This window comes from Bacillus sp. REN3, from assembly GCF_017912555.1.
Taxonomy (GTDB): Bacteria; Bacillota; Bacilli; order Bacillales; family Cytobacillaceae; genus Mesobacillus.
This window is the reverse complement of sequence record NZ_JAERSD010000005.1, coordinates 73663-97643: the sequence shown is the minus strand read 5'-3', so window position 1 is coordinate 97643 and position 23981 is coordinate 73663. Positions and strand designations below refer to the sequence as shown.

At 45.9% G+C, this 23981-nt stretch carries 22 protein-coding genes; 4 read left to right on the top strand and 18 right to left on the bottom strand.

Features of this window, described 5'->3' with window-relative positions; all coding sequences use genetic code 11:
* Positions 1-210 precede the first annotated feature (210 nt).
* The 7 genes from JJQ88_RS06325 to JJQ88_RS06295 form a co-directional block, all read right to left on the bottom strand.
* Entirely contained in the window at positions 211-1311 is a 1101-nt protein-coding gene (locus JJQ88_RS06325) for a nicotinate phosphoribosyltransferase (protein ID WP_210364887.1), read from the bottom strand.
* A gap of 85 nt (positions 1312-1396) precedes the next feature.
* Positions 1397-4489, bottom strand: coding sequence for a DNA translocase FtsK (locus JJQ88_RS06320; RefSeq protein ID WP_210364886.1), 3093 nt, complete (start codon positions 4487-4489; stop codon positions 1397-1399).
* A gap of 187 nt (positions 4490-4676) precedes the next feature.
* Positions 4677-5486: a DUF1444 domain-containing protein gene (locus JJQ88_RS06315; RefSeq protein WP_210364885.1), complete on the bottom strand. Its 810-nt coding sequence runs from the start codon at positions 5484-5486 to the stop codon at positions 4677-4679.
* A gap of 83 nt (positions 5487-5569) precedes the next feature.
* Entirely contained in the window at positions 5570-5884 is a 315-nt protein-coding gene (locus tag JJQ88_RS06310; RefSeq protein ID WP_210364884.1) for a thioredoxin family protein, read from the bottom strand.
* A 249-nt stretch (positions 5885-6133) separates the two neighbouring features.
* A complete protein-coding gene (locus JJQ88_RS06305) occupies positions 6134-6640 on the bottom strand; it encodes a hypothetical protein (RefSeq protein ID WP_210364883.1) in 507 nt (168 codons plus the stop codon).
* 108 nt (positions 6641-6748) lie between these two features.
* Positions 6749-7303 carry a DUF84 family protein gene (locus JJQ88_RS06300; RefSeq protein WP_210364882.1) on the bottom strand — a complete coding sequence of 185 codons (555 nt, stop codon included), beginning with the start codon at positions 7301-7303 and terminating at the stop codon, positions 6749-6751.
* A gap of 59 nt (positions 7304-7362) precedes the next feature.
* On the bottom strand, positions 7363-8436 hold the full coding sequence (locus JJQ88_RS06295; protein ID WP_210364881.1) for a M42 family metallopeptidase: 1074 nt from the start codon (positions 8434-8436) through the stop codon (positions 7363-7365).
* A gap of 209 nt (positions 8437-8645) precedes the next feature.
* Between JJQ88_RS06295 and JJQ88_RS06290 the strand changes: the two genes are divergently transcribed.
* Positions 8646-8960 carry a hypothetical protein gene (locus JJQ88_RS06290; protein WP_210364880.1) on the top strand — a complete coding sequence of 105 codons (315 nt, stop codon included), beginning with the start codon at positions 8646-8648 and terminating at the stop codon, positions 8958-8960.
* Between the two features lie 196 nt (positions 8961-9156).
* On the opposite strand, the gene JJQ88_RS06285 is transcribed toward JJQ88_RS06290, so the two are convergent.
* On the bottom strand, positions 9157-9987 hold the full coding sequence (locus JJQ88_RS06285; protein ID WP_210364879.1) for a YtnP family quorum-quenching lactonase: 831 nt from the start codon (positions 9985-9987) through the stop codon (positions 9157-9159).
* Positions 9988-10220: 233 nt separating this feature from the next.
* On the bottom strand, positions 10221-10865 hold the full coding sequence (trmB, locus tag JJQ88_RS06280; RefSeq protein ID WP_210364878.1) for a tRNA (guanosine(46)-N7)-methyltransferase TrmB: 645 nt from the start codon (positions 10863-10865) through the stop codon (positions 10221-10223).
* Positions 10866-11014: 149 nt separating this feature from the next.
* Here trmB and JJQ88_RS06275 point away from each other — a divergent pair, with 149 nt between their 5' ends.
* Positions 11015-11293 carry a YtzH-like family protein gene (locus JJQ88_RS06275; RefSeq protein ID WP_210364877.1) on the top strand — a complete coding sequence of 93 codons (279 nt, stop codon included), beginning with the start codon at positions 11015-11017 and terminating at the stop codon, positions 11291-11293.
* Here JJQ88_RS06275 and JJQ88_RS06270 read toward each other — a convergent pair whose 3' ends face one another.
* The 5 genes from JJQ88_RS06270 to thpR all read right to left on the bottom strand — a co-directional run bounded on the left by JJQ88_RS06270 (position 11294) and on the right by thpR (position 17196).
* Positions 11294-12070, bottom strand: a complete 777-nt coding sequence (locus JJQ88_RS06270) for a phosphotransferase family protein (RefSeq protein ID WP_210364876.1) — start codon at positions 12068-12070, stop codon at positions 11294-11296. It abuts the gene before it with no gap.
* A 423-nt stretch (positions 12071-12493) separates the two neighbouring features.
* Positions 12494-14644 (bottom strand): type I pullulanase, encoded by a 2151-nt coding sequence (gene pulA, locus JJQ88_RS06265; protein ID WP_210364875.1) that lies wholly within the window; start codon positions 14642-14644, stop codon positions 12494-12496.
* Positions 14631-15668, bottom strand: a complete 1038-nt coding sequence (locus tag JJQ88_RS06260) for a diacylglycerol/lipid kinase family protein (protein WP_246860961.1) — start codon at positions 15666-15668, stop codon at positions 14631-14633. The genes pulA and JJQ88_RS06260 overlap by 14 nt, the downstream gene beginning before the upstream one ends.
* Positions 15631-16599 carry an NERD domain-containing protein gene (locus JJQ88_RS06255; RefSeq protein ID WP_210364874.1) on the bottom strand — a complete coding sequence of 323 codons (969 nt, stop codon included), beginning with the start codon at positions 16597-16599 and terminating at the stop codon, positions 15631-15633. Before JJQ88_RS06255 ends, JJQ88_RS06260 begins: the two co-directional genes overlap by 38 nt.
* A 30-nt stretch (positions 16600-16629) precedes the next feature.
* On the bottom strand, positions 16630-17196 hold the full coding sequence (gene thpR, locus JJQ88_RS06250; RefSeq protein ID WP_210364873.1) for an RNA 2',3'-cyclic phosphodiesterase: 567 nt from the start codon (positions 17194-17196) through the stop codon (positions 16630-16632).
* A gap of 223 nt (positions 17197-17419) precedes the next feature.
* Here thpR and cysK point away from each other — a divergent pair, with 223 nt between their 5' ends.
* Positions 17420-18352 carry a cysteine synthase A gene (gene cysK, locus JJQ88_RS06245; protein WP_210364872.1) on the top strand — a complete coding sequence of 311 codons (933 nt, stop codon included), beginning with the start codon at positions 17420-17422 and terminating at the stop codon, positions 18350-18352.
* A gap of 560 nt (positions 18353-18912) precedes the next feature.
* On the opposite strand, the gene speD is transcribed toward cysK, so the two are convergent.
* The 3 genes from speD to pepV all read right to left on the bottom strand — a co-directional run bounded on the left by speD (position 18913) and on the right by pepV (position 22435).
* Positions 18913-19755: an adenosylmethionine decarboxylase gene (gene speD, locus JJQ88_RS06240; protein ID WP_210364871.1), complete on the bottom strand. Its 843-nt coding sequence runs from the start codon at positions 19753-19755 to the stop codon at positions 18913-18915.
* A 387-nt stretch (positions 19756-20142) separates the two neighbouring features.
* Positions 20143-21000 (bottom strand): D-amino-acid transaminase, encoded by an 858-nt coding sequence (gene dat / locus JJQ88_RS06235; protein ID WP_210364870.1) that lies wholly within the window; start codon positions 20998-21000, stop codon positions 20143-20145.
* A 19-nt stretch (positions 21001-21019) separates the two neighbouring features.
* Complete coding sequence (pepV, locus tag JJQ88_RS06230) at positions 21020-22435, bottom strand: dipeptidase PepV (protein ID WP_246860960.1); 1416 nt, start codon at positions 22433-22435, stop codon at positions 21020-21022.
* 473 nt (positions 22436-22908) lie between these two features.
* On the opposite strand from pepV, the gene JJQ88_RS06225 reads away from it, so the two are divergent.
* A complete protein-coding gene (locus JJQ88_RS06225; RefSeq protein WP_210364868.1) occupies positions 22909-23130 on the top strand; it encodes a DeoR family transcriptional regulator in 222 nt (73 codons plus the stop codon).
* A gap of 38 nt (positions 23131-23168) precedes the next feature.
* On the opposite strand, the gene JJQ88_RS06220 is transcribed toward JJQ88_RS06225, so the two are convergent.
* Entirely contained in the window at positions 23169-23885 is a 717-nt protein-coding gene (locus tag JJQ88_RS06220) for a pseudouridine synthase (RefSeq protein WP_210364867.1), read from the bottom strand.
* Between the last annotated feature and the right edge of the window lie 96 nt (positions 23886-23981).

Here is a 23981-nt window from a genome sequence, read left to right as displayed (position 1 = left end):
GACAGCTCAAGGCATGGTGCCACTTTGCTGTCGAGCCGCATGAACAAATCTTCTTTTATCTATCTTCTTTACAATTTTAGTGTGAAACTACTTATTTTATATAACGCACAAAGCAAGACCCTGGCGAAAACCTGCGCAAATCTTCTATTTCCCCTATTATGGGGAGTTTAAACTTAAATGAGTTTTATTGCAACCTATAAAAGTCCGATGTTATAACTCAACTTTTTCCAGACGCGGATTCGGCCTGTACTTGCGGCCTGATTTGGCCTGATTCTTGCCATTAAGCATGACATTGTCTCCGGTGAAGCCGATTTTCAGCTTCAACAGGCTCCCGCCAACCCCATACATATCAACTGGTACATTTTGCTTTTCGAATTCAAGGATTCTCTGCTCACTAAAACCGCCGCTTACAACAATTTTCACATGGCGAAATCCTTCATCGTCCAGGGCTTTCCGCAAAGCGAAAATCAACTCGGCGTTCACGCCCCGCGGGTCAAAGGTGCCAAGTAGGTGCTGGTTACGTAAGAAATATTGATCAATCAACGTTCGTGAAGTATCGACACGGATTCCCTTCAATTTCTTCCCGAAGGCCCTTGCAACCTTCAGCGAATCGGTGATGGCGTCATTGTTATAATCGACAAGGGCAATCAATTCATCATTCGGGAAGGTTTCATGGTACGCCTCGGTGGCCGCAACGATATCGCCATTGAAAACTTGGACCAATGCATGTGGCATCGTTCCCATTCCCTGTTTGCCCCACCATTCATTCATCGCATGGGTCGCCTGGGCAGTGGCGCCGCCGATGTAAGCAGCATAACCATCGCCAGCCTGGGTAGTATAGTGATCGTCTCTGTCACCCATGAAAATAACCGGCTTCTGCTTTCCTGAATAGCTGGCAGCCTTGACAACATTATAAACATTCGTTGCAACAGACGTCCTTCTTGCAAGGATGCCATCGATGATCCCCTCGAGGTAACCGAAATTCTGATAAGGCCCGGTAACCGTCAGGACCGTTTCGAACGGCATGATTTTATCGCCATCCTTGAGTGAATAGATTTCCAGTTCCTTAGGATTATCAGCAAATGTCTGGATCAGCGCGATGACTTCATCCGTCCCGCAGAGCACCGCTTCATCCTTTTGAAAAAATTGCATCGTGACAATGTTATTTTCATGGTATTTCTTCACAAGTTCTTGTGTCTTAAGGAAATATACAGCAGAAAACCAGCCATCTCTGATTCTCTCATCAAATTTGAACGTATTGTTCGTCAAACGGCTGATTTTCCCCTGCATCTTCAATTCGATCTCTTTCATCCAAAAAGCTCCTTCAACATCTGCCCTTTCAGGGTCTTTAGGCATTTATCCTTATTTTACACACATAAATAAAGAATAACACTTTTTAAATGAATGTACTAGTCTCCCTGATGGACTCAAGGTCGGAAACAGTAATCAGGACATCCCTAGGTTTGCTGCCCTTCCCTTCTGAAATGAATCCGTGCTGTTCCATCATTTCAATCAATCTGGCAGCCCTGTTATAGCCGATTTTAAAACGGCGTTGGACACTGGATGTAGATGCTCCGCCCTGCACGACGACAAACTCGCAGGCTTCATAGAATAGTTCATCCTCTTCCTCCGTAACCTGGGCTTTTCTAAGCAGTTCTTCCTGCTCGAATAAGTATTCAGGCTCCCGCTGGTCCCTGACGAATGCCACAATATCATCGATTTCACTGTCAGTAACGAACGTACCCTGGAGACGGAACGGTTTTGAAGAACCGTTTTCAAGGAAAAGCATATCCCCGCGCCCCAGCAATTTTTCTGCTCCGCTGATGTCAATGATGGTTCTCGAATCAACCTGGGAAGACACGGAGAATGCAATCCGCGTAGGGACATTCGCCTTGATTAAGCCTGTAATGACATCAACAGACGGCCGCTGTGTCGCAATGATCAAATGGATGCCGCAAGCACGCGCTTTTTGGGCAATCCGGCAAATCGCTTCCTCTACGTCGCCTGGCGCCATCATCATTAAATCAGCTAGTTCATCGATAACAATCACGATATAAGGAAGCTTTTCAGCAAACCGCCGATGTTTGATGGCGAGTTCATTGAATCTGCTGATGTCACGCACCCCTGAGTGGGCAAACAGTTCATAGCGGCGTTCCATCTCCTCTACTGCCCATTTAAGTGAAGCTGTAGCGGCTTTCACATCTGTGATGACTGGGCTGACAAGATGAGGGATTTGGTTGTATGGTGCCAGCTCAACCATTTTCGGATCGATCAGCAAAAGTTTGACATCATCCGGATGGGCTTTATACAGCAAGCTGACCAGCATCGTATTGATGCAAACACTTTTCCCTGAACCGGTAGCCCCGGCAATCAGGCCGTGGGGCATCTTTTTCAAGTCCGTGATGATCGGCTTGCCTTCGATATCAAGGCCCAGAGCGACGGATAATGGCGATTTCTGTTCAAGGAAGCTGCCAGTCTGCAAAATCTCGCTTAACAAAACCGGCCGGCTTGAATGGTTCGGGACCTCGATCCCGATTGTATGCTTTCCGGGAATCGGTGCTTCAATTCTTATATCTTTGGCAGCAAGGCTTAATTTTATGTCATCTGACAGATTCGTAATTTTATTGACCTTGACGCCTGGTTCAGGCTTCAATTCAAATCGGGTGACGGATGGACCCTGGGTCATGTTCACTACTTTTGCTCCAACATTGAAATTCTTCAAGGTTTCATTCAGCATCTGTTCCTGCTCAGAAAGCCAGCTAGGATCAGGTTCCTTAAAAACTGGCGGATTCAGCAAATCCAATGGGGGAAACTCATATTCATCCCGGTGTTCAACTCCTGGGAGGTTGGCTGACCCTGCATTTTTTTCCGCAATGGAACCCTCTGCGGGTGCGTATGGAGTTTCCTCCTGGACCATTGTCTGAACGTGTTGCTTTTCTCCACTATCTCCCTTGGCCGTCGTTTCGTCGTTATTTGCGGTCTGTCTCTCACGTGAAAGCTGATTGCCAGAATGGTCAGTCAAGGTCTCCCTCATTCTTTCTTGACCGGGAGAAGTGTTTGCTCTTGCCATATTTCGTGCTTCCCATTTTTTCTTGTCCTGCTTTAGCATAAGCACATTGAATGGCAGCTGCCTTCTTGGCTGGACCTGCCTTGCTTGTCTTTCATCCTCCGGTCCAGGAATTCCGGTTCCTTCCCCTCTACCCTTTGCTTTTGCTTCATTGGCAGCATCTCCGGCAGCAACGATTTCCTGCTCGTTCCCGGCTTCAACCTTATTTTCTGCTTGCCAACGACCAGATTCCTCTTCACTATTTGCCTGGTGGCGGGTTTCTTCATCATTTTCAGGCATCACACTATCTTCCGGCGATGGTCTTCCCGTGATTTCCTTGTTTTGTTCTACTGGATATCTTGTTTGGTGCTGCTCTTTCGATTCAGCCTCCGGAACTGGTCTGCTTCCGATCGGTTGTATTGCCTCTTCATGGTTTTCGTGATCAAGTGAAAATTCTGCTCCTGTTTGTTCTTTGTGTTGATTTTCACGTTCTCCGTCATGCAGTACCTCGGATTCAATTAAAAGGGCGTTGGGAGCGCCTTCCATGTCCCTTGATTCTTCCTCAAGTCCAATCAGTCCTGTTTCGTGATATTTCTGCTTGATTGTCACCTCAGTTGTTTCCACCCGGTCCTGCCCAAACTCAGGTTCTTGCATTGGATGTCCATCGTTACTGGATTCAACCATCTGTGCGTCCTCAAGCTCCTTTCGTCTATCTGGTAATAGCCCTTGTTCATGGACCTTCTCCTGTTTTCTATTAAACAGCGAATCATCTTTCACACCGGGAGAGCGTTCAAAGCCAGTCAGTTCATATTCGATTTGTCCTGTCCTATTTGGACTGATTGGCTTCGGCCTTGCCGGCGGCCTGTTAAACGCATGGATTGGTGAAGGAATTTCCGTCGGCTTGAATGGCTGATGCGGTTTCACTCTGGCATTCTTTTTTGAATCATGGCGATATTTAAATCCACCGCCCTTTCTTGTCTCGAGGCGGTGTTTCATTCTTTCATTCTTATATGATCCTGGATTGGATGCGGGAACTGGGTTGCTCATTGTTTCATTGATGGACGAGCCTGAATCACCCCGTACCTCCTCCTGGATTCTCGCTGCCCTTTCCACTTTAGGCTTTGAATTTGACCGACGTGCAGGTTTACCTGCCTGACTCATTCTTAAAGGACCTTTTTCAGCAGTAATCGGCTTTACCCCATGAGCTTGCTCGAAATTCTTTACTCTTCCTGTTTTATCCTTTTCTCCCAGATTCTTTTCATCAGGGATAAGCGGGAAGCGGAACTGCCCTTTCGGATACTGATAAAGCACCCTCGTTTCAATCTCTTTCGCCTGATTATGTTCTTTTTTCCCTTGTATCGCTGCCTGTTTTTGTTCAGGCCAGACATCAAATTCATCATCTTCATTCTGAAAGATCGTAAAAAGCTTTTTAATCCAACTCAATTTTTATCACTCTTTCTTTCGCATTTCATTACTATTTTAACAGTTAATGAGTTTTTTTCGAGATAAATCGAAAGAATGAGCCAATTTTACGAGCTATCACCCTTCAACCGAATCAACTTTCGGCTTACGGATTTACAATACCTTACAGCCTCGAGTGCAAAAGGAAAAAGCCCGAAATCGGGCTTTTTCAATCCTGGGAAAGATTATTGCTTTTTGTTTTGCCTAAAATGAAAATTGGCTCCAATTCTCCGTTTTCATAAAGAAAAGATAAGGCTGTAATCGGAACCCGGCCTCCAGCAAAAAAGCTCATGGTCATCTGTGCGAGAATGTCATATCCGGTATCGTTCTCGATATCCGCGATGATCAGGACGTCCTGGTGGGGAACAGCAACCGCCATCGTACCCTTCATCCGGTTCTTCATTTCGTTCAGGAAACTGATGTTCAAGATCCTGCTTGCATCATAGCCATCGTTTGAATTAAGGAAGTAAAAGGTATTGTCTGCTACCCGGTCTTCTTTTAGTTTAACTGAAAGCGACCGAACATTGAAAAGAGCCGTCTCCCTGACCTGCCTTTTTTCCCACCCTTCTTTTTCCAGAAGTTTCTCATCAATCAGCCTGTAGGTCTTCCCCATATCAAGGGCGTAATAAATCCTTGTCTCGGCTGTATGGTCATCATACAAGAAGGGAACGCCCTCCTCGGCTTCCGCTGGAAAAGAAGTGGAGCGGATGACCGGAAAAATGCGTTTTTCACTTCCGGATAACTCCGGCGTGCTTTCCATGGCCTCTAGCCCTTCAGATATATAATAAACGACTTCATCGATGGCTTTTTCTTTCTGGTCCTGCCATTTAGCAATGATTCCAGGCAGCGCTACCGTGATCCCACGGCCAGTATCCGTATTTTCAATCCTGAGTTGGTCCTTTTCCCGATCATATTTAAAACTGCGGCCAGGATGCTTCAGGCGTTCCTCCAGCTCTTTCCTCATTTTCCTGCTATCCATCATTGTCCCTCCGTTTCCCACTTTTGTGAACCTATTTTACATGAAAATTCCCCCCACCTCAAAAAGGCTGGAGGGAAAAAGTTTTAGGAAAGACTTTCGATGAAGCTTTCGATTTCCTGCTGTGTCTTGCGGTTTTTGCTGACAAAGCGGCCAAGCTCCTTGCCGTCCCCAAATGCGATGAAACTTGGAATTCCGAATACATCCAGCTCAATGCACAGATCGATGAATTCATCGCGATCCACGGAGATGAAGGTATATTCCTGATATTCATTTTCGATTTCAGGCAATACAGGTTCGATCATTCGACAGTCCGGGCACCAGCCTGCTGTAAAAAGAAATATATGTTTCCCGTTGTTTTTCAACGTTTCGAACTGTTCCACAGATTCCAGCTTTTTCACATTTGTTCCCCCTGACTGATAAAATTTGCTCTTTCTATTTTAAACATGAATGGAGAAAAAAGAAACAAAAGCGAACCGAGATGGAAAACCTGGGATTTATCGCCTTCAGGGACAGCATTTGATATTTTTCTTTCCCCATTTGTTGGATGGGGTTAGGGATTCATACACCAGTCCATACGCCTGCCTCCTTTTCCAGTGTTACAGGGAACGGGGAAATGTAAATAAAAAAAACGCCATCTGCTGACGGCGCTATTCCACTTTGACCGAGTTTGCGATTTTCATCATTTCTTCAGCGTCTTTTTTAATGTTTTTCGCTTTCGTTTCAGTGGTAAGCTTGATGCCGCCAATCCCGACAATCAGCTGATAGGTATCATCCTTGACCTTTTTGATCAGCATATAGCCAAACTTGCCGTCCTTTGTGTATGTTTCATTCCCATCCCAATCCTTCTCCTGTTTCAAGGCAGATTCATAGACGACTTTGCTGTCAGCGCCTTCATGCTGGTTGTAAAAAAGAAGGTAAGTCCTTGAACCATTCACGAGCAGGATGTTATTCGGAGCTTCTTCCTTTACTTCAACGCCAAGCGGCAAATGGTATTTTATATCTTTCGAACTATTATTCGCTTCCTCAGGCTTTCCATTAAAAACATTCCCAACTGCTTCTTTTGCTTCGCTCTTTTGTTCAGAAAACGAAGCAGAGCAGGCTCCAAGCAGCAATACGGCCATGATTGCAAGCCCGATGGCCTTTATATTCATCATACTTTTTTCCTCCTTGCTAAGGACTGACCACTTCTTTTCTATCATACTTTCTTAATAAATAGGAGACAAGCCTTGCAAGCAATAATTTGTTGGAATTTATGACATTTTTCAGAAATTTGTCGAATCATCTCTCTTCCTATTGCTTCCTTCATTTCTCTTGATTTTGTATTCATATTGTCCAACGAGCAATTTCATGACATGGAGGAACATTTCACTACGATTGACCTGCCCTTCCGTAAAAATCCCTACAGCCCCTTCGTTTTTCCTTACATTCCGCTTCCTTGCGTATTCATCCATCACTGGCCCAAGTTCCTCACCTGCTAATAACCTTTTGGCAATTTCTTCTGGAAGCGGGATCCTGGCACCCCCGGCGATCAATGGTTCCATGCCTTTTGCTGCCAGGGCACCCCAATTGCACAATACTAGGCCATAATGAGTTTGCTGTACTCCTCCTTCCAGCCCGATCCCGATTTGGGCTTCTCCTCTTTCAGCAGCTTCCAGCGCCCTGTTGACCGCCCCTTTGATTGTTTCGTCATCAGACATCGGCTGCTCACTGACACCAGAATGTGCATCGATGGAAATGACTTCAGCTGAAAGAAATTTGAATGCTTCCTCGACTGCCAGGATTTTAGCTGGATTCTTTGAACCGATTGCGACCCTCATTTTGTTCTCCTCCTCTTAAAACCGTGAAAAAGAGGCAGTTTGGCGGCTGCCTCTTTCAATTAAGCATTATTCTTGATTGTTTCGACTGTTCCCTTATCAGCTGCCTTCACGAGCTTGATGAGCAGTTCCTTTGCAGCTGCATAATCATCTACATGGATCATCGATGCTGCTGTATGGATATACCGGGAGCAAATGCCAATTACCGCACTTGGGATTCCCTGGTTAGAAGTATGGACTCTTCCCGCATCTGTTCCTCCCTGGGAAACGAAATACTGGTAAGGGATATCATGGGTTTCTGCCATATCCAGGACGAACTCTCTCATACCCCGGTGTGTCACCATAGAGCGATCGAGAATCCGCAACAAAGTTCCTTTTCCAAGCTGGCCGAATTCATTTTTATCTCCGGTCATGTCATTTGCGGGGCTTGCATCCAGTGCAAAGAAAAGATCCGGATCGATCATGTTCGCTGCTGTTTGCGCGCCTCTCAGGCCGACTTCCTCCTGGACAGTCGCACCGGAGTAAAGTATGTTAGGGAGCTTTTCGTCACTGGTTTCCTTCAGCAATTCGATGGCAAGTCCGCATCCATAGCGATTGTCCCAGGCTTTTGCCAAGATTTTTTTCTCATTCGCCATTGGCGTGAACGGACAAATCGGGACAATTTGCTGCCCTGGCTTGATGCCGATTTTCAATGCATCTTCCCTGTCATCCGCACCAATGTCAATCAGCATGTTCTTGATTTCCATTGGCTTGTTCCGCTTGGATTCATCCAACAGATGAGGCGGGATGGATCCAATCACACCTGTTACTGGCCCGTTTGCTGTGATAATCTGGACACGCTGGGCAAGCAGCACCTGGCTCCACCATCCGCCAAGTGTCTGGAAACGGATCATCCCATTCTTCATGATCGATGTGACCATGAAGCCTACCTCATCCATATGCCCTGCCACCATGATTTTCGGGCCATTCGGATCTCCCCTTTTGACACCGAAGACACTCCCCAGCTTATCCTGGATCAATTCATCTGAATACATGCCCAATTGTTCTCGCATAAAGCCGCGCACTGCATGCTCATTTCCCGGAGCCCCAGGCAGTTCGGTCAATGTTTTAAAAAGCTTAAAGGTTTGCTCGTTCATTTCACTGCTCCTCTTCAACTATTGCTTAGATTTCCTAAAGAATATGTATATATGTATTTTACAGAACATTCTTTATGCTTGCCAGTATTTATTCAATTTCATTCAAGGAGGAAAGCGCCGCTGGAAATCGTTTAATTCTTTGCCCGCAACCGATGATTTGTTATGATGGATATATCAAAAAAAACCATTTATCCTTGGAGGTCCAGAATATGAATTGGAAACCATTTCTCCTCGGTGTTGCTACAGGACTGGCTGGTGCCTATGCCATCAATGAGCTTGCTTCCCAAAAAAAGCAGGTCTCAGCTGATAAGGTCCTTGTACATGCGAAAGAGTTATTTAAGAAGTCAGGGCCCATCAGCGGTTCCTGGATCAATATGACGGCTGAACCGTACATAAAAGCTCCCCTAGATTATATGGTTTACAGGGGCGGCATCTCCCGTCATTCGAATGGAGGCACAGAGCAGTACGAGTTCCTAGCGGACGTTTCTACAGGAACGATCCTCGACGCCTATCCGCTAAAATGAAAAGGCAGTTCAAAAGTCCTTCCCAGGCCTTTTGAACTGCTTTTTTTTATTTCCTGTGGGAACAGGCCAAGGCTGAGGGTTTAGGGATAAATAATCCACCCGGGGCTGCTCTTGTTCCTTTTATGAACCGCTCCATCTGATGATTGCGGCGGCTTTCATAACTCAAAACCGGATCCAACAGTTCCACTTTGATTAATCATTTTCCATGCTCGATGGCTTCTTTTATTTTTCCTTCCCCATCGAACTTGATTGCCCTGTATATGGCATCATGATAAAAAGTGAACCAGGCATCACGGCTTTGTCCGAAATCCAGCCATTTTTGCTTTGCCGCAATTGAATCCATGGGATAGTCATCATAAGCCATTACCCAGAGCGGATTTTGATGGGCATGGGTAGGCATGATGTCAGCCATGTGGACAATCGTTTCGTCCCCATCTTCGATGATCATGATGGAATGGCCGTCGCTGTGCCCCCCGGTATGCACCATTTTAATAGGGCCATAACTCCACTCTTTGTCGAATGTCTCAACCTGTTGTTCGATTCCCTGCCAATTTTCCTTCCAGTATGTACTTTTTGACCGGATATTCGGATTTCGCATTTCCTCCCATTCAATACTGGAGACAATAATTTTTGCATTCGGAAAAGCAGATACATTTTCTTTTTTCGTCAAACCACATGCATGGTCAAAATGCATATGGGTCATCAATACATAATCAATATCAGCAAAAGCCAGCCCGTGTTCGGCAAGGCTTTCCTCCAGCTTCGACTCTTCTGTCACGCCAAAATTCCTTTTTTGCTTCTCGTTCAGTTTGCCATTCCCAATCCCGCTTTCCAACAGAAAGTTCTTTCCCTCCGCGCGGATTAAAATCGGGTCGGTCCGCAATTCGATCTGATTGGACTCATTCACTTCATACTTCCTTTGCCACAGCGGTTTCGGCACAACGCCAAACATCGCCCCTCCATCAAGGTTCGTGACTCCGCCATTCAACCAGTTCAGTTTCACATTCTTCAGCTCAAGCTTTTCCATATCCATTCCCCCTCGTCGATCTTTTATTAGATTGTATCATTAAGGTTTCGAATTTTTAAATAATTTCTTCTTTGTTTAGTTGCATAAATGGCTGCCATGCACTTTTTCGTTATGAAACAAAGGCCACGCGCTTAAAGAGTAACGGCAAATGCGGGATTCCGGACTTAATTCTCCCAAAGGCAACAGCCCGCAGCCAAGTAAAAGCCCCGCCATCGCCGGCGGGGCTTAGGAGATCATCTACATTGGAATTGCACTTCGCAGCGGTAAATCCGGCTGCCTTTTGATGAGAACTTCTCTTCGTATTCTGTCATGATGTTCCCTTCGAAATCACTGTTGTGGAGATCGAGACTTACAAAGTTCAATAACATTCCATATTGTGAAAAGCTTACTAGAGAGTATTCGAATAATCCCTGGTTATCTGTCTTAAAGTGGATTTCGCCATTTTTGACGAGGATGGATTCATACACCTCGAGAAAAGATTTGAATGTCAGTCTCCTTTTTTCATGTCGCGTTTTCGGCCAAGGATCCGAGAAATTCAGGTAAATCCTGCTCACATCACCCTGCTCGAAGTATTTGGAAAGCTCAGCGCCATTTACATTCATCAGCTTGCAATTTGGCAGCTCTGCATCGATTAAACGGTCGAGCGCGCTGACAATCACGCTCTCCTGCAATTCGATACCAATATAATTGATATCCGGGTTCGCTTTGGCCATCCCAGTGATGAACTGGCCCTTTCCTGTCCCGATTTCAATATGGAGCGGCTGGTCTTTTTCAAATACAGCCCCCCAATCACCGCGGAATTTTTCTGGTTCATGGATGACGTAATCCGGATATTGAAGCAATTTATCTTTCGCCCAAGGCTTGTTTCTTAGTCTCATACCTGCACCTCTGTACTATTTTCATTCGTTTCAAACAATATCATGCAATACATATGTTTTCAAGCCGAAAATGCAGTGGTGCATAAACATAAAAAGGAATCCACAATCTAATAGTGAATTCCTTCAAAAACGAAAGGGTGATTGTTTTTATGCCTTTAAGCCATCATGACCAGGTCAATTTGCTGAAAGATATATTAAGCAGCCAGGAAGCAGACTGCTGCGGTTCGGTTGCGGAATATCAACAATTGGAACGGCTGATAAAATCCCTGCTGGTCAATACGGATGTTGACAGCAAGGTAAAATCGCTTTTGCAGGATGTTTATCAGTACAGCCAGAATGGAATCAACTCCCGAGATACAGAAGGACATATCGAGTTACACCGCGGCCAGCTGGCACAATGGGTCAATGATATCGGCCAGTTCACCTGATCACTCGACCAGGTTCTTCAAGAAATCGACCCATTTTTCCATTTCTGCCAGCCTGTCCTGGTTTTTGTGCCATTGGATGGATGAAAGTGCCTGTGAATAAACATACCACTTCATCCTTTGCTTAAGATCCTCTGTCAGCTTCAAGCCATACTTCTCAAGCCAGCTCTCCCATTCCTCGAAAGGGATATAGGAATAAAGAAGAAGGCCAAGGTCGATTGCAGGGTCAGCAATCATCGCTCCATCCCAATCAATCAGGTACAGCTGGTTATTTTCTGTCAACAGCCAGTTGTTATGGTTGACATCGCAATGGCAGACGACCTTTTCAGCGCAGTCTACCCTGCGGGCATTCTCAGCCAGGAACTCCATCGCCTTTTTCACAACAGGCTTGCTAAGAATATCATCGTCCAGGTCATTATTTAAGGCTGTAAGGATCATTTCAGGCTGGAGAGGGCTTTTTCCAAGCCTTGTCAGCATGCCAAGCAATGGATCAGATGCATGGATTTTCTTGAGCAATTTCGCAACCCGGTCGTTATTCATATCCCCGGGCTTCAGCTCTCTTCCATTCATCCATTGCTGTGCCGTTATCACATCTCCGTTCTCTAACCTTTTTGTCCAAACAAGCTTGGGGACAATTCCTTCTGCGGAAAGTACAGCAAGAAAAGGGGACGAATTGCGTTTTAAAAACAGTCTTTGTTCTTCATGCTGCGCAAAATAAGCAGCGCCTGTCGCGCCGCCTGCAGGAACGATTTCCCAATCCTGTCCAAATAAATGTTCCAAAGTTAGTCACCTTCAATTTATCACTATTTCCCTAATTCTGCTGAAAACTGGAAATGTAGCATAAAATATCAATCTATCTTCTTAATAAAAGTCGGAATAAGAAAGCGCGAGGCGCCCCAAAAAGAGGGACGCCGGCTAAAAACCGCCCGTCCTTTGGCAGTGTGGACGCCAGCGCGTCCCTGGCCAGCCCAATGCATAAGGCTGGCTAGTTCTTTCACCTTACGGACGGATTGGCTTGTGGCCTCAACCCGATGGTACCTGGAACTGGAGATTTCTCGAAGTACCAGATACATTGTGTTAAGAATAAAAAGACAGCTATTGATCGAATCGTAGACAATAGCCATCCTATAAATTTTATCCTCAATAGGCTTATCGCGTCAACCCCATGAGGATCAATTTAACATCAGGCAACATGAAGGTCCCTTACCTTGCTGCAGTGAACAGCGACCACGGTTCAATCAGCGCCTTGCTGCCTTCCAGTTGGCGGAAAGGCCGTTCGCTGGCATTTTCATGGTCGGCGAGGACGTTCCATCTCGCATCCTTGCTTAAATCAACAAGCTGCTGGCCATTTGTCGGATTGAAAAAAACAATGATTTCATTCCATTTTCCTAGGTTGCCGATTTCATGCAGCCTATACCCGATTAGCGGGGCATGCACCGGAATGAAGGACATATGCCTGCAGATCCCCGCTTTATCCGGAAACCGGAAAGCTGCATGGCTTTTGCGGATACTGATGATTCCTTTGATATATTCCACATTTTCAATATTTTCGTCCCGCAAATCCCAATCAAGCCAATTGATTTCATCCGGGGAACGGTAGCTGTTCCCGATCCCCTTCTTTGTCCTGAAAAATTCCTGTCCGCTATGCAAAAAAGGGATGCCCTGGGCAAGAAGGACCATTGAGGTCGCCAGCCTGTGTTTCTTCTTCAGTACAGAAGTATCCAGTTCAGGATCGCAGACTGACAGTTTATCCCAAAGGGTATGGTTATCATGTGATTCAATATAGTTGACAGATTGTACAGGCTCGAGGAATAACCCCGTCTTCCTTCTGCCGATTCCGACACTCCCGGCCATGACTTGTTTGGCCGCCTCAACGAGTCGTTCGTTGCCCATTGCGTAGCCTCTGTCATATAAATTGAATGTACTCCCTTTGATCGTATCACGGAACCAGTCGTTGAACTGGCCAATTCCACCAAGCTTTGCCTGGTTCCCGATGTTTGCTTTCCTGTCAGGGGCGAGCGGTGTATTAAGATCCCACCCCTCCCCGATGATCAGTGCCGCAGCGTCTGCCGCCAATACGGCCTCCCGGACAGCTGCCATTGTTTCGACATCCAGGATCCCCATCAAATCGAACCTCAGACCATCTATATGGTATTCCGACATCCAATATAAAACAGAATCAAGGATGAATTTCCTTGCCATCTGCCTTTCGGATGCAAAATCATTGCCAACGCCTGTGCCATTGGATGGAAGGCCATTTGAATCGTGGCGGAAGTAATATCCGGGAACGATTTTTTCAAAGGAGGAATCCTCGCGGATGAAAACATGGTTGAAGACAACATCCATGATTACCCTTAAACCAATTCGATGGGATGCCTCTATCAGCTGCTTCAGTTCCAGGATCCGTTTGTAAGGGGCGTCGGGAACCGTCGAATAACTTCCTTCGGGCGCATTGAAATGAAGCGGGTTGTAGCCCCAATTGTATGAACCTGATGGCTCAAGTTCATCCACACCTTCAAAATCATTGAATGGCAGGAATTCAACGTGGGTTACGCCCAGGCTTTTTATGTAGGAAAGCCCGGTCGGTATCCCCCTTGGACTCGCCGTTCCTATCCCTGCGGCTCCGGTATACGTTCCTTTGTCTTTAGTACCGCTTCCTGGGTGCATCGTCAAATCCCTTATATGTGTTTCATAGATGATTGCATCGATGGGAGCGCCATACTGAGGAGGGATGACATGGGCAATGCGCGCCTTTTCAGGATCGATGATGACCCCGTGCCTCCCATTTACGGAAACTGCCCGAGCATATGGATCAACCGCTTCACGCCACCTAAGATTCACACATACCAAAAAACTATAACGGTATAATTCGAGATCACGGGCGATTTCAACAGACCAGACGCCTTTCTCCCCTCTGTCCATCCTGACAAACTCTGCACCATCCTCATCCTTTGGAAAAAGCTTGAGCTTGACGTTAGTGGCAGTGGGAGCCCATACTTTGAACCCGCTCATTCCTTCTGCATATGACACCCCAAGGTCATTGCCTTCATAAAAGAAAAGCTGGTCAAATTCCTCTGAACGGATAACAGAGCCAATCTGCAGGTCTGTCTCGCCGCCGTGCTCATCCACTATCGTATATTCCTTGCCGATTTCAGGAGTGATAGCTGGAACACAAACATACTTCACAGCCTGGTCAAGACGGATGGTTTCCTGTATTTCCAACGGCAAATCAATGCCATTTCCTTTGATCCTGAAAGCTTTGGATTCACCGCTAAAATAAGGATAAGGAAGCAGAATGGTGATTACATTCAATTGATCTAGGTAGGCATTAAATATACGCTCAATGGCCATCATCGCTTCTCAACTCCTCCATTTGCTCTGCGGTGTCATATCCTGCAAGAATCCTCAATTTTTTTGGGCACACATCAATCCTCAAAGGAGTGTGGCCAACTATTTCCCCATCTGCATGGACCAGTACTTTTCGTGGTGAATCAATCGTGATCGTCTTTGCAGTGAATTGCAGTACTTCCTTAAACATTGTATGCTTTCCCCAGAATACGCTGATGAAGACAAGAAGAAGCTTCCATCTTGAAAGATCCGAGACGACCGTCACATCCAACAGCCCATCGGATGGATGTGCGTGCGGAGCAATTTTCATTCCGCCCCCGTAAAACCGCTGATTGGAGACCGTTATGAACCAGGCTGACTTGAAACTCATTTCTTTCCCATCAACCGTCAGGTCATAAGGAACGAGACGATAAGTGAACACATTTTTCACGAGGATGAAAACATAGACAAGCCTGCCTAGCGACAGGCGATTCAAAAGCTTTTTCATCCTCGATTCATTCGCTTCTTTGGAAATGATCGCATCGAAGCCTACGCCCATATTATTCATAAAATATGTTTCATGGACTTCATTATGTCCGATTTTCCCGATATCGATATCAATTGAAGCGCCTATGTTTTCTCCGATGAACAACTGCAATGCATCGCTTGCTTTTTTAGGAATCCTGTAGCCTCTCGAAAAATCATTTCCAGAACCGCCAGGTATGAATCCTACCATTGTATTCGGGTATGCCGCGGCCCCGTTCACCACTTCATGCATCGTACCGTCCCCGCCAACAGCTGCAATGATGAGTGGCTGGCCCGAAGCTTTTCGGGAAAGCGTTTCCGCAATCTCCTGTGCATGGCCGGGATACTCCGTAAAAAAAGCAAGGAACGACACCCCGGTTGCTCTCAGATCCACCTCGAGCTTTCTCCAAGTCTTCAGGCAGCTCCCATTCTTGGCATTCGGATTGACGATAAAATAAATCTTCCCCATATGACCAACCTTCATTTTATTATTGATGATCGCCATCCGGATTGCTTTCCCATTCAAGTCTCCTGACAGCTGTTGTCTGGCAATATTGCAAGAGGACCTGCGCTGCTTTTAACTGAGTATGCTTAAGAGGTGATTTCATTCTTCTCAGTTCCTTGAACCAGGATTCGAAATTCCGTTTTTCGATAAATTGTATGCCATAGGGAGGCTGAGGGTAATCAATGAAACCATTCCTGCTCAGCAACAATTTTTGCACTGGCAGTTCGACCCCATGCATGTCAAAAAGTGATTTAACAATTTTCCCGGTCCTGTTCAGCGCGATCAGCGGATTCAGGACCTTTTTCTGTCGATGCTTCGTTTTCTTGACCCAAAAACGCTCCTTGCTCCCGACAAATACCGCATCAGCCTCCTCTTCAAGAAAGGAAATGCAAATGGCGGCAGCCGGGGTAACAATAATCAACTCTGCTTCTACAGGTGCTTTCTTCAGTAAAAAGATAGGTTTATATAAAATAAGAAAAGTATCAGGGAAACGCTGAAGCAAAAACTTCAGTGTCCGGTCCCTTGTGAAATCCTTGTCAATGAAAGATGTTTCTGTCAAAGTCGAACTCGCCCACTTCAACTGGAAAGGCATCAGCTCATTCAGGAAATACTGCTTCAATTGCTCGACCGACTTGATATTCCCTGGTATCCCGCCTATCACTTCCTCCATTAACGATTCTGCGGAGCCATTCGGAAAAGGATCAGCCTCGGGCTTTTGCAGTTCATTGGATTTCCTGAGTTTGCCCTTGAGTTTCTTTAAAATGCCGACAGACTGCCCCTCCTTCTGTTCAAAGTTGGATGCAGCGTCTGCCTGCTCGACTTTGCCTTGTTCCCATTTATCCTTCATTCCATCCCATTGCTGTTGCTTCAGCCGGACAAATCTCGAAGGGTACAGATAAATATCCTGGGCATAACGGGAAACATAATCCTGGAGCTTTATTAATTGTGCCATGCTCATGACCTGCCTTTGATCCTGCAGCCTTCAACCATCCTTGCGGACTGCAAGCGGAAATATTGTGATTGGTTCATACTTTGGGCTATTCCCCAAATGAGTCTTGTACAAAACGACTCTGTCAGCGCAGAAAGGCAATCCTCCCTCGAATGGATTTTGCCCGTATGTATAGGGCGCTTCATCCAGCCACCTTCTCGCAATCGTAATATGAGGGCTGAACGGCCTTTTCTCAAGGGTGAAACCGGCGTCAAGGCATGCAGAGAACACCTTTTCCCTCAAAGCAGCAAGGGCAAGTGATCTTTCAAGCCCCGCCCAAAAAATACGCGGGGAATCTTTTCGCCCGAATGTACCGAGATGATCGATCCTGAGCTCGAATGGAGCTAAGCCTTCAAGTGCCTCCTCTATCCGCCGGTTGGACGTATCGATGGCGTCAAACGGAGCATTCCCCAGGAATGCAAGCGTAATATGATAATCATGGGGATGTACCCATGTCTTGAATGCAAGCTGCTGTTTCAATCCTTCTGCCGCTTTTTCCAGGTATCTTTTCACTTCCGCGGGCAATTCGAGGGCATAAAAATAATGGGCTTGCTGAACCATATTGAACATCCTTTCTAATCTTGAATTCATTGTAGCAAATGGGAAGGGTTTTTGGCAGATTTTCCTTTATCCGTTTTTAATCCGTAATCATTGATAGGAATAGTCTATATTTTGTATGATAAAGAAGGAACATACGTTATTTTTCATTCTTCAATCTTCAATTATTCAATTCTTTGGAAGACTAAACCAAAGGAATTTAGCAGCAAAGGGAGGTAAAATAAAAATGAAAGTTGTCAATAATATCGCTTCATTGATCGGGGAAACACCATTGGTCAAACTGAACCGACTTGCGCCTCAAGGCGGCGCTTCTGTCTATTTGAAGCTTGAATTCTACAATCCAAGCAAAAGTGTCAAAGACCGTGCAGCCTATAATATGATCGTGGCCGCCGAAAAGGAAGGCTCCCTGAAGCTGGGCTCGACGATCATCGAGCCAACAAGCGGGAATACCGGAATCGGCCTCGCGATGAATGCCGCGGCCAGAGGATATAAAGCAATCCTTGTGATGCCGGACACAATGACACTCGAAAGGATCAATCTCCTGAAGGCATATGGGGCTGAGGTTGTTTTAACTCCTGGAGATGAAAAAATGCCGGGTGCTATTAAAAAGGCTGAGGAGCTGCTGGAAGAAATACCGGACAGTTTCATGCCAATGCAATTCGAAAACAGCGCAAATCCTGACGCCCACCGGAATACGACTGCAAAGGAAATCATCCAAGCCATGGAGGAACTCAAAAAACCGCTAAGCGCTTTTGTTGCCACGGCGGGAACAGGAGGGACAATCACTGGGACCGGGGAAACACTCAAGGAAACATTCCCGGATTTGTCGGTCCATGTTGTTGAGCCTGCAGGATCTCCTGTGCTGTCAGGAGGAAAACCAGGGAAACACAAGCTTGTCGGAACAAGCCCTGGTTTCATCCCGAAAATCCTTAACCAGGACGTCTATGACAAAATCCACAAGATTGAGGATGAGGAAGCATACGAGACTGCGAGGCGCCTTGCAAAAGAAGAAGGTATCCTTGTTGGCCCTTCCTCCGGTGCCGCATGTTTTGCCGCGATCAATGTCGCGAAGCAGCTAAAGCCCGATGAAGTCGTAGTCTGCATCGCCTGTGACACCGGTGAACGGTACCTGTCCAGCGATGTGTTCAGATATGAATAAGTTCCGCCGGACGATGAACAAAAAAGTGAGCTCGCCCCGATATGGGCTTCCCATATCAGTGGTTACGATATAACTTCGCAAAAGAATTTCTATGCGCAGCCCAACTTACAAAAGGGAAAGCACAGTGAACGATTAAAATCGCTCATTGTGCCTTTTTTATGTAGAACTTCTGATTCTCACGTTTTTTTCCGATATCCTTACGTGTGTCACCAATTCAATCGTTAGAATTGTTAAAGAAGTCCCTCGTTCTATCAATTACGCTCTGGTGATATCAGACGAGGACCGCTGGCTTGAGTGCCTGGGCTTGTGTGAAAATCCGGTGCCATTCACGATTGGCCTCCATCCCGAAGAGCCTGAGATAGCTTTGGTGATGAGTGGAGGCTCTGGTAATTTTTACGCGGCAAACAAGCCCCGGCGATGCTGGTTGGTACCTGTGGGGATGTTCCATTTCCGGCCAAAACGATGAATTAACCTGGTTTAGCGCTGAATTTTTGCTGGCTAACACTGGGCAGCCAAAGTGTGCTGCTGTCCATTCGGCGTTCGTTCCACTTTTCAAGCTCCTACTCTTGTTCCTCCTCATCCTCGAAAATGGTGCCCGAATGCAGGGTCATTCCGGAGAAAATTTCTTCCATTTCTGCCTGGAGCCTTTCAGTGATTTCCTGAGCTTCTTCAGTAGTTAGAGAGTCCTTTGTGTAACCGAACAAATAATTGTTCAGGTCGAACTCACGGAGCTTGCATTTCGTATGGTAGATGTTTTCCTGGTACACATTGACATCGACCATATCGAAAAGGTTCTTCACATTCTCAGGTATATAGTTTTGGATCGAGCTGATATCATGGTCGATGAATAGCTTGTTTCCTTCCTTGTCCCTTGTGAATCCTCTCACCTTGTAATCGATTGTCATGATATCAGTATCGAATGAATGGATAAGATAATTCAACGCCTTCAAAGGCGATATCTCCCCGCAAGTGGAAACATCAATATCCGCCCTGAAGGTGCTGATTCCTTCATCAGGATGGAATTCAGGATAAGTGTGGACAGTAATATGGCTTTTATCAAGCTGCAGGACGACATTGTCTGGCAGAGGGCCTGGGGATTCATCGAAGGACTCCTCGGGCACTTCGACAACCGGTCCTTCAGATACCAGGATCGTGACGCTGGCTCCCTGTGGCACATAATCCTGCTGGGCTACATTCAGGACGTGCGCCCCGATAATATCGGCGACATGCGTAAGGATTTTTGTCAGCCTCTCTGCATTGTATTGCTCATCAATATATTCAATATAAGCTTCACGTTCTTCCCGTGATTTCGTGTAACAGATGTCATACATATTGAAGCTCAAGGACTTCGTTAAATTATTGAATCCATGCAATTCAACGTGCTGCGCTGGTGTGAATTTCATTCATTGTTCCCCCTGTCAGAATTCTGCTAAGCCCAGTCTGATTACGAACAAAAGACAACGAATCAAGCAGATTATCTTTGATTAAATATTTTTATGATACCCACTACTTCAATTTAAAAACTAATCGCCTTTCCAGAGAAGTCCCCCTAATTCGCCAATCGTATCCCAGGGACGCAAGATGCCTTCGTGTCACCTAATCCACTGGAATGGCTGGATTCCTTGACGTGGCCGCTTCGCTGAAACATCCATGAAGGCAGATAAGCAAAAAATGATAACAAAGATCGAAACCATCCTGAGAAATGGACTTCCATCAGCCATAAATTGCGGACTAGTTTAGAATGGCATAAAAAAGCCCATAGACATAATGTCTATGAGCTTATTGCTTTTTTATTGGATTGGTCCGCACTGCGCCTCAATTTCCGCCTTGAAAAGCTCCTGCAGACGTCTTGTGACAGGACCTGGTTTCCCATTGCCGACTTGCTGCCCTTCTATTTTGATAATCGGCATGACCTCAACAGTCGTCCCGGATGAAAAGACTTCATCGGCTGATAGAAGGTCTTCGACTGTGTATGCTTTTTCTTCATACCCCATTTTTTCATTTCCGCAAATCTCAAGAAACTTCTGCCGCGTGATCCCGTTGAGAATATGGTTATCAGCAGGGTGGGTTATGATGACACCATCCTTGACGATCGAGATATTGGAATGGCTGCCTTCGGTAACAGTCTGCCCCCGGTGCAAGATGGCTTCGAAGCATCCTGCCTCTGCAGCTTTTTGCTTTGAGAGCAAATTCCCCAGCAGGTTCAGGCTTTTGATATCGCAGCGAAGCCAGCGGATATCCTCATCAAGAATCGCCTGTACGCCTGCTTCCATCGATTCCTCAGGTCGAGTGACCTTCCTTGTATAGGCAACAAACGTCGGTGAAACCCCTGAAGCCGGAAAAACGTGGTTCCGAGGCGAAGTGCCCCTGGTAAACTGCATATAAACAATCCCTGTCCCCAATTCGTTCCTCGCGATTAGATTCTCGGTCATCTCGACAAGCTGCTCCTGGCTATACGGAAGTTCCATCCTGATTTTTTTCGCGCTTTCTTCGAGCCGGTTCAAATGTTCCTTGCCTGTGAACATTTTCCCGTTGTATACCCGGATTACTTCATAAACTCCGTCACCAAACTGATAGCCTCTGTCTTCAATGTCTACTTTCGCTGAAGCTCTATCTGTGAGCCTGCCGTCTACAATTACGAATTCCATCCAATTTCCTCCTGTTTCTTTAGCGAGCCAACTCATAAATGGCTTGTGCATAGATTGCCGTTGCTTTTAAAAGATCCTCGATGGTCATGTATTCATCTTTTTGGTGTGCTATATCCGGCCTCCCAGGGAATAATGGACCAAAAGCAACTCCTGATTCCAGGGCCCGTGCGTAAGTGCCACCGCCGATCGACAGCAATTCCGCCTTTTCTCCTGTCTGTTCTTCGTACACTTTTTTCAAGGTCTGGACTAGGAAACCCTTCTCATCGACATGATGCGGCCTTGAATCAGAAAAGTTCTCGATTGCAATTCCTTCCGAAGCAAGGACATTGTTCAGGATTGCCTTTGTCTTATCCAGGTCAGTTGTGACCGGATAGCGCATGTTCAATCCTGCCCGTCCTCCATTTTCACTCGTATACGAAAGCTTCCCGACATTGATCGTCAAATCGCCGGTAATATCATCTTTATAAGCTATGCCCAATTCTTTTCCCCGTGAATCCTTGTATAGATATTTTACGACGAATTGAAAGAAGCGGCTGCTGTTTTGGTCCAGGCTTAAACCTGCAAGGAAATCAGCCATATGCAGTCCTGCATTTTTACCGTTATCAGGCTCCATGCCATGAGCAGATACGCCTTCAAGTTCAAGGATGAGTTTGCCGCTCTCGACATATGCCCTGCCATTGAGTTCATTTTCCTTTTTATATTCCTCGAACCTCTGGACGATATCTGTCTGTGATTGAGAGACAGCGAGGGTGGCACGCGCGTAGTCGGGTACCATGTTATAACGCCTTCCAGAAGCGAAGCTCATCACCCTGGCGTCATGGCCTTCCCCTTCCGCTGATGATGCCCGATAAACTAAATCATAATCGGCAATCCCTTTTTCTGCATAAATAATCGGAAAATCCGCATCAGGTGCAAACCCCATTGCAGGCGTTTCTTCATGTTCGAAATAGTGGTCAACACAGCGCCAATTGCTTTCTTCATCTGTACCGATGATCATCCTGACACGCTTATTCAGCGGCAGATCCAGTTCCTTGACGATTTTCATCGCATAGTAGGCAGCCATCGTCGGCCCCTTGTCATCGATAGCACCACGGGCAAAGATTTTCCCTTCACGGATTTCCGCCCCAAACGGATCGCTCGTCCAGCCATCCCCCTCTGGGACGACATCGACATGGCATAGGACCCCGACAATTTCCTTTCCCTGACCAAATTCCAGGTGTCCTGCAAGGTTGCCAACATTTTTTGCCGTGAAGCCATCCTTTTCGCCTAATTCAAGCATGAATTCAAGCGCCTCTTTGACCCCTTCACCGAGCGGCGCATTCTCGGAAGCATTTTCTTCATCAAGGACGCTCTTTATTTTGAGAAGGTTTTGCGCATCCTTGATAAGGCTTTCCTTCCTTTTTTCCACTTCATTCATCCATTGGATTTCAGCCAATTTTACATACCTCCAGATTTTTATCATCTATGTATATTATGTTCACTTCATGCGCTTTTGGCTGCATGTCAGGAACGATATTCTTATTGTACCTTATCTTTGTCTTTTGGAAACTTAAATTTCATTTTACCCCTGACAGCATCGCTAGTTCTTATTTTTTCAATTTTCTAACTCCTGGCATATTTAGCCTGTTTAGAACCATATCGTAAAGTAAATATAGGTTATTGAGGAAGGGAGGAAGAACACGCTTACTTATTAAATTTTTGTAAAAAACAGTGAATTGGCTGGTATTTTCCTTGAATTAGGAGTAAAATAGTCCAAAAGGTAAGACATCTTATAACTGCCTTTTTAAAATGGACGCAAAAGGAGCTGTCTGGAAAGAAGAAAACTACATACTTGAGGATTCGTCTTCACTCAGCTGTCGGTTGCAGGATTATGACTAGGGGTTTAAAAAAAGGATAGGGAGTGGTTGTTTGAAACCTTCGACTAACCGGATGATAAACCGCATCAAATCCATCTACATGTTCATATGTAAGAATGGCACTGTCACAACTCAAGATCTTGTAGAGGAATTCGGAATTACTCCAAGGACCATCCAGAGGGATTTAAATGTCCTGGCATATAACGACTTGGTAAAAAGTCCTAGCCGAGGTAAATGGACAACGACCCAAAGAAAGGTAAAGATGTCATCATAAAGGAATGAAGAGAAAAAAATCGCCATTTGGCGATTTTTTTATGGTTCATATGACTGGAGCAGCTGAACCTCTTCATCGGTCAGCTCCCGATACTCGCCAAGCTCGAGTGTCTCATCGAGTTCGATCGGTCCCATCGAAATTCTTTTCAAATACATGACCCTTTTGCCTACAGCCAGGAACATCCTTTTCACCTGGTGGAACTTTCCTTCCGTAATCGTCAGCTCAATATCGGAGGTAACGCCTGATTTCAGGATGGCGAGCTCTCCTGCCTTCGTCTTGTAGCCGTCTTCAAGTGTCACTCCGTTTTTGAACGCCTCGATATCTTCTTCTGTCACTTCTCCTTCTATGACAGCGAAATACGTTTTTGGCACGTGCTTCTTTGGTGACAAAAGCTTGTGTGAAAGCTGGCCGTCATTTGTGATGAGCAGCAGCCCTTCGGTATCTTTATCAAGCCTGCCGACAGGAAAAGGCTCGAAGACAAGGTCCTCGGCCTCAAGCAGGTCGATTACCGTTTCATCGCGGTCGTCTTCCGTAGCGGAAATGACTCCCGGAGGCTTGTTCATCATCAAATAGATAAATTCCCTGTATTCGATTTCTTCCCCGTTCAGCGTCACGGTATCGCGTTCAGGGTTGATATGCTGCTTAGCGTCCTTTACGATGGCACCATTCACCCTTACGACACCATTTTTCAGAAGTTTCTTCACATCTTTCCTGCTTCCATGACCCAGGTTAGAAAGCATCTTATCGATTCTCATCAGGGGACCTCCCTCATAATGGGCAGCAGCCCACTCCATTTTCCGCTAACTACATAGACTAATATCATACTTTTATAAAAAAGAGGAGTGACTGTT

Bases quoted from the DNA above. Each gene is read 5' to 3' on its own strand.
- JJQ88_RS06325 (WP_210364887.1), bottom strand. From the start codon at position 1,311: ATGAAAGAGATCGAATTGAAGATGCAGGGGAAAATCAGCCGTTTGACG.
- JJQ88_RS06315 (WP_210364885.1), bottom strand. From the start codon at position 5,486: ATGGATAGCAGGAAAATGAGGAAAGAGCTGGAGGAACGCCTGAAGCAT.
- JJQ88_RS06305 (WP_210364883.1), bottom strand. From the start codon at position 6,640: ATGATGAATATAAAGGCCATCGGGCTTGCAATCATGGCCGTATTGCTG.
- JJQ88_RS06300 (WP_210364882.1), bottom strand. From the start codon at position 7,303: ATGAGGGTCGCAATCGGTTCAAAGAATCCAGCTAAAATCCTGGCAGTC.
- JJQ88_RS06295 (WP_210364881.1), bottom strand. From the start codon at position 8,436: ATGAACGAGCAAACCTTTAAGCTTTTTAAAACATTGACCGAACTGCCT.
- JJQ88_RS06290 (WP_210364880.1), top strand. From the start codon at position 8,646: ATGAATTGGAAACCATTTCTCCTCGGTGTTGCTACAGGACTGGCTGGT.
- JJQ88_RS06285 (WP_210364879.1), bottom strand. From the start codon at position 9,987: ATGGAAAAGCTTGAGCTGAAGAATGTGAAACTGAACTGGTTGAATGGC.
- trmB (WP_210364878.1), bottom strand. From the start codon at position 10,865: ATGAGACTAAGAAACAAGCCTTGGGCGAAAGATAAATTGCTTCAATAT.
- JJQ88_RS06275 (WP_210364877.1), top strand. From the start codon at position 11,015: ATGCCTTTAAGCCATCATGACCAGGTCAATTTGCTGAAAGATATATTA.
- pulA (WP_210364875.1), bottom strand. From the start codon at position 14,644: ATGATGGCCATTGAGCGTATATTTAATGCCTACCTAGATCAATTGAAT.
- JJQ88_RS06255 (WP_210364874.1), bottom strand. From the start codon at position 16,599: ATGGCACAATTAATAAAGCTCCAGGATTATGTTTCCCGTTATGCCCAG.
- thpR (WP_210364873.1), bottom strand. From the start codon at position 17,196: ATGGTTCAGCAAGCCCATTATTTTTATGCCCTCGAATTGCCCGCGGAA.
- cysK (WP_210364872.1), top strand. From the start codon at position 17,420: ATGAAAGTTGTCAATAATATCGCTTCATTGATCGGGGAAACACCATTG.
- speD (WP_210364871.1), bottom strand. From the start codon at position 19,755: ATGAAATTCACACCAGCGCAGCACGTTGAATTGCATGGATTCAATAAT.
- dat (WP_210364870.1), bottom strand. From the start codon at position 21,000: ATGGAATTCGTAATTGTAGACGGCAGGCTCACAGATAGAGCTTCAGCG.
- JJQ88_RS06220 (WP_210364867.1), bottom strand. From the start codon at position 23,885: ATGAGAATCGATAAGATGCTTTCTAACCTGGGTCATGGAAGCAGGAAA.